This window comes from Frankia sp. CcWB2, from assembly GCF_977927585.1.
Genome location: NZ_CDWRCM010000033.1, coordinates 1 through 8,463, shown reverse-complemented (window position 1 = coordinate 8,463; position 8,463 = coordinate 1). Strand labels below are relative to the sequence as shown.

The 8,463-nt window shown below is 67.5% G+C and carries 5 protein-coding genes and 1 pseudogene; 2 read left to right on the top strand and 4 right to left on the bottom strand.

Going from position 1 to position 8,463, the window contains the following annotated elements; genetic code table 11:
* The 4 genes and pseudogenes from ACY45C_RS05715 to ACY45C_RS05700 all read right to left on the bottom strand — a co-directional run.
* Positions 1–483: pseudogene (locus ACY45C_RS05715) on the bottom strand (ABC transporter ATP-binding protein); the annotation flags it as partial.
* Positions 480–2,213: an ABC transporter ATP-binding protein gene (locus tag ACY45C_RS05710; protein WP_462186604.1), complete on the bottom strand. Its 1,734-nt coding sequence runs from the start codon at positions 2,211–2,213 to the stop codon at positions 480–482. The gene ACY45C_RS05710 and the pseudogene ACY45C_RS05715, both read right to left, overlap by 4 nt.
* A 178-nt stretch (positions 2,214–2,391) precedes the next feature.
* The gene (locus ACY45C_RS05705; protein ID WP_462186603.1) at positions 2,392–5,529 is read right to left on the bottom strand and encodes a putative bifunctional diguanylate cyclase/phosphodiesterase; all 3,138 of its coding nucleotides are present in this window, start codon (positions 5,527–5,529) and stop codon (positions 2,392–2,394) included.
* A 233-nt stretch (positions 5,530–5,762) separates the two neighbouring features.
* Complete coding sequence (locus ACY45C_RS05700; protein WP_462186602.1) at positions 5,763–6,167, bottom strand: YccF domain-containing protein; 405 nt, start codon at positions 6,165–6,167, stop codon at positions 5,763–5,765.
* A 509-nt stretch (positions 6,168–6,676) separates the two neighbouring features.
* On the opposite strand from ACY45C_RS05700, the gene ACY45C_RS05695 reads away from it, so the two are divergent.
* Together ACY45C_RS05695 and ACY45C_RS05690 are read left to right on the top strand one after the other, a co-directional pair.
* The gene (locus tag ACY45C_RS05695; protein WP_462186622.1) at positions 6,677–8,056 is read left to right on the top strand and encodes a cystathionine beta-synthase; all 1,380 of its coding nucleotides are present in this window, start codon (positions 6,677–6,679) and stop codon (positions 8,054–8,056) included.
* Positions 8,057–8,094: 38 nt separating this feature from the next.
* A partial coding sequence (locus ACY45C_RS05690) for a PLP-dependent transferase (protein ID WP_462186601.1) occupies positions 8,095–8,463 on the top strand: 369 nt, incomplete at its 3' end.

Sequence of the window (8,463 nt, the reverse complement as noted above, 5' to 3'; positions counted from 1 at the left end):
CAGGGCCAGGTTCGCCAGCCGGGCCTGGAGCACACCGCACAGCCCGGACACCGCGTAGACGAGCACGACCCCCAGCAGCACGACACCGATAGCATCGAAGTCCAGGCCATGACCGGGGGTCACGTCGAGCGAGGCGAGCAGGTCCGCCTGGGTGCCGTGGCCGGTGGCACGCAGCTGCGCGACCGCCTGCTCCTTCGTGCTGCCAGCGGGCAGCCGCCGACTGAAGATCCCCGCGAACACCAGGTCGGTGGCGTGGCCGAGCAGGCGAGGACCGATCACGCTCAGACCGACACTCAACGTCGCCAGGACCACGACGGCGATCATCAGGTGACGCTGCGGTCGCAGCAGTCCGAGCAGTCGGCGGCTCGAGGCGGCGAAGTCCATCGACTTCTCCGTCGCGCCCGGGCCTATGAAGAACCGAGCGGGCCCGGCCGTCGGGGCCGGGCCGCGGCGCGGTACCGGTACCGGTACCGGGCTGCTCATGCCGCCTCTTCCTCGGTGAGCTGGGAGAGCACAATCTCGCGGTACGTGGTGTTGTCGGCCATCAACTGCTGGTGGGTGCCGACGCCGACCACCTCACCGTGGTCCAGCACGATGATCTGATCCGCATCCCGGATGGTGGCGACCCGCTGAGCAACGATCACCACGGTCGCGGCGGAGGTCTCGTGGGCGAGCGCCCTGCGCAGACGGGCGTCGGTGGCGTAGTCGAGGGCTGAGAAGGAGTCGTCGAACAGGTAGATCTCCGGGCGGTGAACGAGCACGCGGGCGATGGAGAGCCGTTGGCACTGGCCGCCGGAGACGTTCGTGCCACCCTGGGCGATCGCGGTGCCGAGACCGTCCGGCATGGCTTCGACGAAGTCCTTCGCCTGCGCAATCTCCAGCGCGCGCCACAGTTCGTCTTCGGTGGCGTCCGGATTTCCGTAACGCAGATTGGTCGCGACGGTGCCGGAGAACAGATACGGCTTCTGTGGAACCAGGCCGACGGTCCGGGCGAGCAGCGCCGGGTCGAGATCGCGGACGTCGACGCCGTCGACGAGGACGGCACCCTCGGTGGCGTCGGCCAGCCGCGGGACCAGACCGAGCAGCGTCGTCTTGCCGCTACCGGTGCTGCCAATGATGGCTGTGGTCTGACCCGGCCGGGCGCACAGGCTGATTCCGCGCAGGACCGGCGCCTCCGCTCCCGGGTAGTGGAACCCAACGCCCCGCAGTTCCAGGTCACCGTGGCGGCGCAACTCCCGCACCGGGTTCTGCGGTGGCAGGACCGTGGAGTCGGTCTCGAGCACCTCCTGGATGCGCTCCGCGCACACCTCGGCGCGGGGAATCATCATAAACATGAAGGTGGCCATCATCACCGACATCAGGATCTGCATCAGGTAGCTGAGGAAGGCCGTCAGCGCGCCGATCTGCATCTGGCCGGCGTCGATACGGTGAGCACCGAACCACAGCACGGCCACGCTCGAGAAGTTGACCACGGTGAGCACGAGCGGGAACATCAACGCCATGAGTCGACCGAACCGCAACGAGACGTCGGTCAGTTCGGCGTCAGCCACCGCGAACCGGCGCCGCTCATAATCGTCCTGGACAAAAGCGCGGATCACCCGGAGTCCGGTGATCTGCTCCCGCAGGATCCGATTGACGGTGTCCAGGCGCTCCTGCATCGCCCGGCCCAGCGGCCGCATCCGTCGCACGATCAAGCTGATGATCACCGCGAGGACCGGAGTGATCGCGACGAGCAGGAGCGAGAGCCCGGCGTCCTGATTGACCGCCAGGATGATGCCGCCCAGGCACATGATCGGCGCGGAGACCATGAGCGTGAAGCTCATCAACATCAGCATCTGCACCTGCTGCACGTCGTTCATGGCCCGGGTGATCAGTGAGGACGCACCGAAGCGGCCGACCTCCCGCGCTGAGAACGACTGGACCCGGTCGAACACCGACGCCCGGATATCCCGACCGAGCGCCATCGCCGTCCGGGCTCCGAAGAAGACGGCGGCGCCGGCGCAGACGATCTGCACGACGCTGACACCGAGCATGAGTCCACCGATACGCATGATGTAGCCGGTGTCGCCGATGACCACTCCACGATCAATGATGTCAGCGTTGAGGGTGGGGAGGTAGAGCATGGCGATCGTCGCCACCAGCTGCAGAAGGACCAGTATCGAGATCGGCCGGCCGTAGGGGCCGAGGTGAGCCCGCAGAAGTCGGATCAGCATACGGTCCTCTCGGTGGCGGCTGGTGGTCGAACCGGTAGATCGCGACAACGGTGGGTAACCACATTGCAAACGTGTTGCGACCCTACGACGTCAACCCAACATCAGGTCAAGGCATTTTCAGTGCCACGCACTGGAGAGTTGGGGGCCAGTGCCACGCACTGGAGACATGGCAGCTACCTCATGCCGGATACCTGCCGGGGATGTCGGCGAGCGGTGCGGGTCCGCCGAAGAGGTTGCCCTGGCCGAGGTCGCAGCCGCTGTGCGCGAGGGTGGCGGCCTGCTTCGCGTCGGTGATGCCGGTGCCCAGCAGTGAGATGCCCAGCCCGCGGATGGTGGCGAGGAACGCCGTGCGCAACGTGCCGTCGTTTTCTTCTTCCCCGGGGGTGCGGCCGTCGGTCAGCGATTCGGTCAGCTGCCGGGTGGCGGTGGCGTCGAGCACGATGATCTGGACGGGGAGTGGCAGAAGGGGATCGAACGAGAGGTCCTCGGCGCTGGGACAGATGATCGCGAGCCTGATGCCTCGTGCGGCCAGTCCGCGCAGCGCCCGCAGGGCGGCCTGATCGGTGTGGTGCGTCGCGCCGACGACGCGGAGCACGAGAGCATCGGGTGGCAGGTGGTGGACGGTCAGGGCACTGACCACCTCGGTCGTGAACCAGGCGTCAGCGGCATCGATGATCGAGACGGGGATGTGGAGGGCCACCTCCGGATGGCCCGTGCTTCGGTAGCGGCCGAGGTCACGGCAGGCCCGGTCGAGCAGGATGTGCTCCAGTGCGGGGGCCAGCCCGGTCTGCTGGGCGGTGGGGATGAGACGGTGGTGGGGAGCGGGTCGGGAGGACGGGTCGTCCCACCGAAGCGCCGCCTCGACACCGACGGTCCGACCGGTGTGGAGCTCGATGATCGGCTGATAGCTGACGTCGAGGGTAGCGCCGCCATCCTCGCCGCGTACGGCGTGGGTGAGGCTGGTGCGCAGGGCATCCTCGGCGCTGGCGGGGCACAGCTCCGGCCGGTACACCACCAGGGTGCCCTTACCCCGCCGTTTTGCGGCATACATGGCGGAGTCCGCCTGTTTCAGCACGCTTTCCGCAGTGGCCTGAGTGCCGGGGTCGACAACGACCAGCCCAATGCTGGCCTGGATTGTATGAACCGTTCCGGCGAGTACCAAGGGTACGCGGAGTGTTTCCAGGATCCGCCGCCCGATGGACTCGGGGTCGACGCAGCCACCTTCCAGTAGGACCGCGAACTCGTCGCCGCTGATGCGGGCAACCGTGTCGGTGGTACGGGCGCAACTCGTCAGCCGATCCGCGGTTACGCGAAGCAGGTCGTCGCCGGCCGCGTGCCCGAATCTGTCGTTGACGCTCTTGAAGTCGTCGAGGTCGCAGAACAGTAGTGCAAGCTGCGTATTGTCCTGCGTATTGTCGTGGAGGCGCCGGGCAAGTCCGCGTTGCAGTCGGGCCGTCAACAGCGTGCGGTTCGCCAGGTCGGTCAGCGGATCGTGCAGGGCCTGGTGGTGCAGCTGTCGTTCGCGGGTGTAGCGGTGGGCGTTGTCCAGGCACAGCGCCGCGCGGGCGGCCAACTCCTCGGCCAGGGCCAAGTCGTCGTCCTCGTAGGGCTCTGGTTGCCGGGAGCGGTAGAAACTGGCCACCCCGAACATTACGTCGCGGGTGGACAGGGGAACGGTGATGAGCGAGTGGATCCCCTGCGCGAGGAGTCGCTCGACGCGTTCGGGGTCCTGGGCCTGCCAGCCGGGAGCGGCGTGCAGGTCGGCATCAAGCACCGCCCGCCCGCTGGCCAGGCACCGGGCCTGCGGCGTGGAGGGCAGGAAGCTGATCTGGTGACCGACCGGGTAGAGGGCGAGGCCTTCCTGGATGCCGTGCAGGGCGGCGCGGCGCAGCAGTGCGTTCGGACGCAGCAGTGCGGTCGGATGCAGCGAGTCCTCGCCCCGCAGGACAGACTCCGCCAGGTCCACCGTGACGACGTCGGCGAGTTCGGGCACGGCTGCCTGGGCCAGTTCCTCGGCGGTCCGGGTCACGTCGAGGGTGGTCCCGATGTGCATACTGGCCTCGTACAGCAGGGTGAGGCGTCGCCGTGCCGCCACCGCGAGACGGCCGATTCCCTGTTCCCCGATGGCCAGCAGCGACGCGCCGATGGCGGGCTGCCGGCTGGCCGGGGGGGTACTGGCCGGGCGGGTGGCGTCGAGTGCACTGGCCGGCGGGCGCGGCATCGGCCTGGGCGCGCCATACGGCAGGAAAAGCCCCGGCGCCGACGGGGCACCGGCGTCGGCCCCCTGCGGCTGGCTGTTGAGGTGCCCTGCCACGGCCGCGGCGCTGGTCATAAGGCGACGGGGCGGCCCGAAGGGAAAGGCGACCTCGACGGCCAGTCCGGCCACCGCGGAATGCGTCTGTACCTTCCTGCACACCAGCGTGGCGGTCTGACCGTGCGGCAGGGATACCTCGCTGACGGTCGGGCGGCCCGCTGCGATCAGTTCAGCGGCCTTCTCCTGCAAAACCAGCCGAATATCACGCTCGATCTCGATGCCGGACCCGGCCTTGAGATCGAGCGGAAACTGTGCGCCGCCAGCCGGTATCCGCATCCGGTGTTTGGCCTGCCGGTACGCCAGGAGCAAGGCCCGTTCCCGCTCGCTCGCCTGTTCCAGCAGCCGATGTTCGATGGCGCGGCCAGCCTCCCCCACCATGGCTTCCGCCGACGGATTCGCCTCGGCGAGCCTGCAGATGAGGCTGAACACGCCCTCGATGCGCCCGCTGAGGGGGTCGCGGACGGGAACGGATATGCACGCGTCCGGCTGGTAGAGGTCAGCGAAGTGCTCGGCGCCCGAGACCCGGGCGGGGCGCCTTTCCACGAGTGCGAGGGCTACGGCGCTGGTGCCGACCAGGTGCTCGGCGACGCAGAACCCAGGGTGTAGGCCGAAGGATGCCTCACCGACCCGGTGCGCCAGTATTCTTGCCCGGTCGTCGGTGAGACACACGCACACCCAGGTCCCGGCGATCGTGGATGCCAGTCGGTCGAGCACCGGGTCGGCCGCGCGGACCAGGCGCGTATCCAGGTCAAGATCCGGATCATAGACGGGGGAGCACCGGTCCGGGCTCACGTTCAGTACCTGGCTGCGCCACCACGAACCCAAGATCGCGTTTTGTGGGCCTTCCGCTACCAGGTCACCGGCTACCAGGTCACCGGTCAGGAATAGTTCCCGCAGGTGAGCGTTGTTACGCTGCGCAAGGTCATCCCAGATGTCCACGATGAGTTCACCTACCTCCTCGGGATCCCCAGGGGTTTCCGCCTCACCCTGGCCTGCGCGCACATTCCACACCATCGAATCTACTACACCATTGTAGGCCTGCTGCCGCCTGCGGAATGCTCCGATCTGCGAGCGACGCTTGATATGAGACCGGTATAAGCACGTATGCGATGCTGGCGACGCTACCGGTAGAGCGGGACGCCCTAGTCGATCATGCCGTTGTGATCATGCAGCCGGCGTTACTGTTCGCGCGACGGCGCGGCACGGTCCGAGCACGCTCGACCTGCCGCAGCGGCTCAGAATGCCGCGCGAGCTCCGACGGCGGGGGCGTCGACGTCCACGATCTCCTTACCCAGGGGCAGCAGCGAGACCGGGATTAGTTTGAAGTTCGCCAGGCCGAGCGGGATACCAATGATGGTGAGGCAGAGTGCCAGGCCGGTGGTGAGATGTCCCAGCGCCAACCACCAGCCGGCCAGAAGGATCCACAGCACGTTTCCGATCAGAGACGCCCCGCCAGCGCCGGGTCGGTCGACAATGCGCCGTCCGAACGGCCACAGTGCGAAGTTCGCCATCCGCAGAGCGGCGATCCCGAAGGGGATCGTGACGATGAGAATGAAGCACACGAGCGCCGCGAGGGCGTAACCGATGGCGAGCCAGAAACCACCGAATACCAACCAGATGACGTTGAGCACGAGGCGCATGAGCTGACCCGCTCTCTCTCCCGATCCGACACCGGGATCTCCGACACCGGGATCGTGGTGAACGCCGATGGCAAGCCTGCCGGGAACATCGACGCCACTCCTGACGCCACTCGTCGATCAGCACTGAACTTTATCGTACCAATCGGGTCCAGGTCGTCCGGGCACGGTCGTCCGGGCACGGTCATCGGAACTCGCGATGACGCACCGTCAGGTACACCACGACGATCTGCCCCCGGGATGCCATCGCAAACAGAGTGGATGCCACGCGGCCCGGCACGTTCCGGCCCGGCTCGCTACTGTCGTGGCAGCAGTCCATGCCGGCATGTCGCGTCCGCACGAACGCAGGTGACGTACGCCGCCGCCGGGCACAGGCAGCGTCCCGGCCACGGTCGTCGGTATCCAGGAGGTGATCCGGTTCGGGCAGCTCAACCGGCTCCCGCCTGCCGTGGACACGAGGTGTTGCCCCGGTTACCTCTCTCGAGAGCGGAAATGATGCGCGGATGACCGATATGCAGGCATTCGACCACGTGATCGATCTCGTCGGAAACACACCGCTGGTCCGGATCACACCGACGATCGAGACGACGCCGGCGCCGGTGCTGGCAAAGCTGGAGTACCTCAATCCCGGTGGATCGGTGAAAGACCGGGTGGCGCTGACCATGGTCTCCGCCGCCGAGGAGGCCGGGCTGCTTCCGCCTGGTGGGACCATCATCGAACCTACCAGCGGAAACACCGGTGTCGGTCTGGCCCTGGTGGCGGCCCGGCGGGGCTATCGCTGCGTGTTCACCATGCCTGACAAGATCAGCGAAGAGAAACGGGCCATCCTGCGCGCCTACGGCGCCGAGGTCGTCATCTGCCCGACAGCAGTGGCACCCGACGACCCCCGCTCCTACTACTCGGTGGCCCGCCGGCTCGTCCGCGAGACTCCCGGTGGTTGGAGCCCGGATCAGTATTCCAACCCGAACAATCCCGCTGCGCACCACGCTACGACCGGGCCGGAGATCTGGCAGGCCACGAACGGTCGCGTCACCCACTTCGTCGCCGGCATCGGGACCGGCGGGACGATCAGTGGAGTCGGCCGTTATCTCAAGGAGGCGTCCGGCGGAACCGTGCAGATCGTGGGCGCGGATCCGGAGGGTTCGGTCTACTCCGGTGGCAGCGGCCGACCCTACCTCGTCGAAGGCGTCGGGGAGGACATCTGGCCGACGACCTACGACAAGACGGTCGTCGACCGGGTGGAGGCGGTCAGCGACCGCGACTCGTTCCTGATGACGCGCGAGCTGGCCAGGAAATGCGGGCTGCTGGTGGGCGGGTCAGGCGGACTCGCGGTGGTCGTCGCCCTCCGGGTCGCTCGCGAGCTCGGCCCGGACGACGCCGTCGTGGTCCTGCTTCCGGACTCCGGCCGCGGATACCTGTCGAAGATCTTCAACGACGAATGGATGTACGAGTACGGCTTTCTGGAGCCACCGTCGAACGAGCCGACCGTCTCGGACGTCCTGCGGAACAAGACCGAACAGACCAGTGGTCCCCCCGATCTGGTGCATGTCCACCCGGCCGAGACAGTCGGTGCCGCCATCTCCTACCTGCGCGAGTACAACGTGTCGCAGATGCCGGTGGTGCGGCACGAACCGCCCCTGCGGGCGGCGGAGGTCGCGGGTTCCGTCATCGAGCGGCATCTGCTCGCGGCGGTCTTCGCCGACCGGTCCGCCATCGACGATCCGGTCGTCGATCATCTGTCGCCGTCGCTTCCGATGGTGGGTACCGGCGAGCCACTGGCCCGGATCGTCGCGGTGCTCGGGGACGAACCCGCGGTGCTGGTACACGACGAGGGTAATCCCGTCGGCATCCTTACCCGTGCCGACCTGCTGAGTTTCCTGGCCGTCCGCTAGATCGGCACCGATCATCGAGGAGGCCCTAGCGTGGCGCCATGCCTATGGAGCAGCCCACTGAGGGATTCGAGACCATCGCGATCCATGCCGGCCAGGAGCCCGATCCCATCACGGGAGCGGTGGTGACGCCGATCCACCAGTCCTCGACGTTCGCCCAGGATGGCGTGGGTGGGCTTCGGAGCGGTTACGAGTACAGTCGTTCGGCGAATCCGACCCGTACCGCGCTGGAGACCTGCCTCGCCGCACTGGAACGCGGGACGGTCGGCCTCGCTTTCTCCTCCGGCATGGCGGCGACAGACGCCCTGCTGCGAACTGTCTGCCGGCCCGGAGACCACGTCATCATCCCGGCGGACGCCTATGGCGGCACCTACCGGCTCATTGCCCGGGTGCTCGCCGACTGGGGCGTC

Bases quoted from the DNA above. Each gene is read 5' to 3' on its own strand.
- ACY45C_RS05710 (WP_462186604.1), bottom strand. From the start codon at position 2,213: ATGCTGATCCGACTTCTGCGGGCTCACCTCGGCCCCTACGGCCGGCCG.
- ACY45C_RS05700 (WP_462186602.1), bottom strand. From the start codon at position 6,167: ATGCGCCTCGTGCTCAACGTCATCTGGTTGGTATTCGGTGGTTTCTGG.
- ACY45C_RS05695 (WP_462186622.1), top strand. From the start codon at position 6,677: ATGCAGGCATTCGACCACGTGATCGATCTCGTCGGAAACACACCGCTG.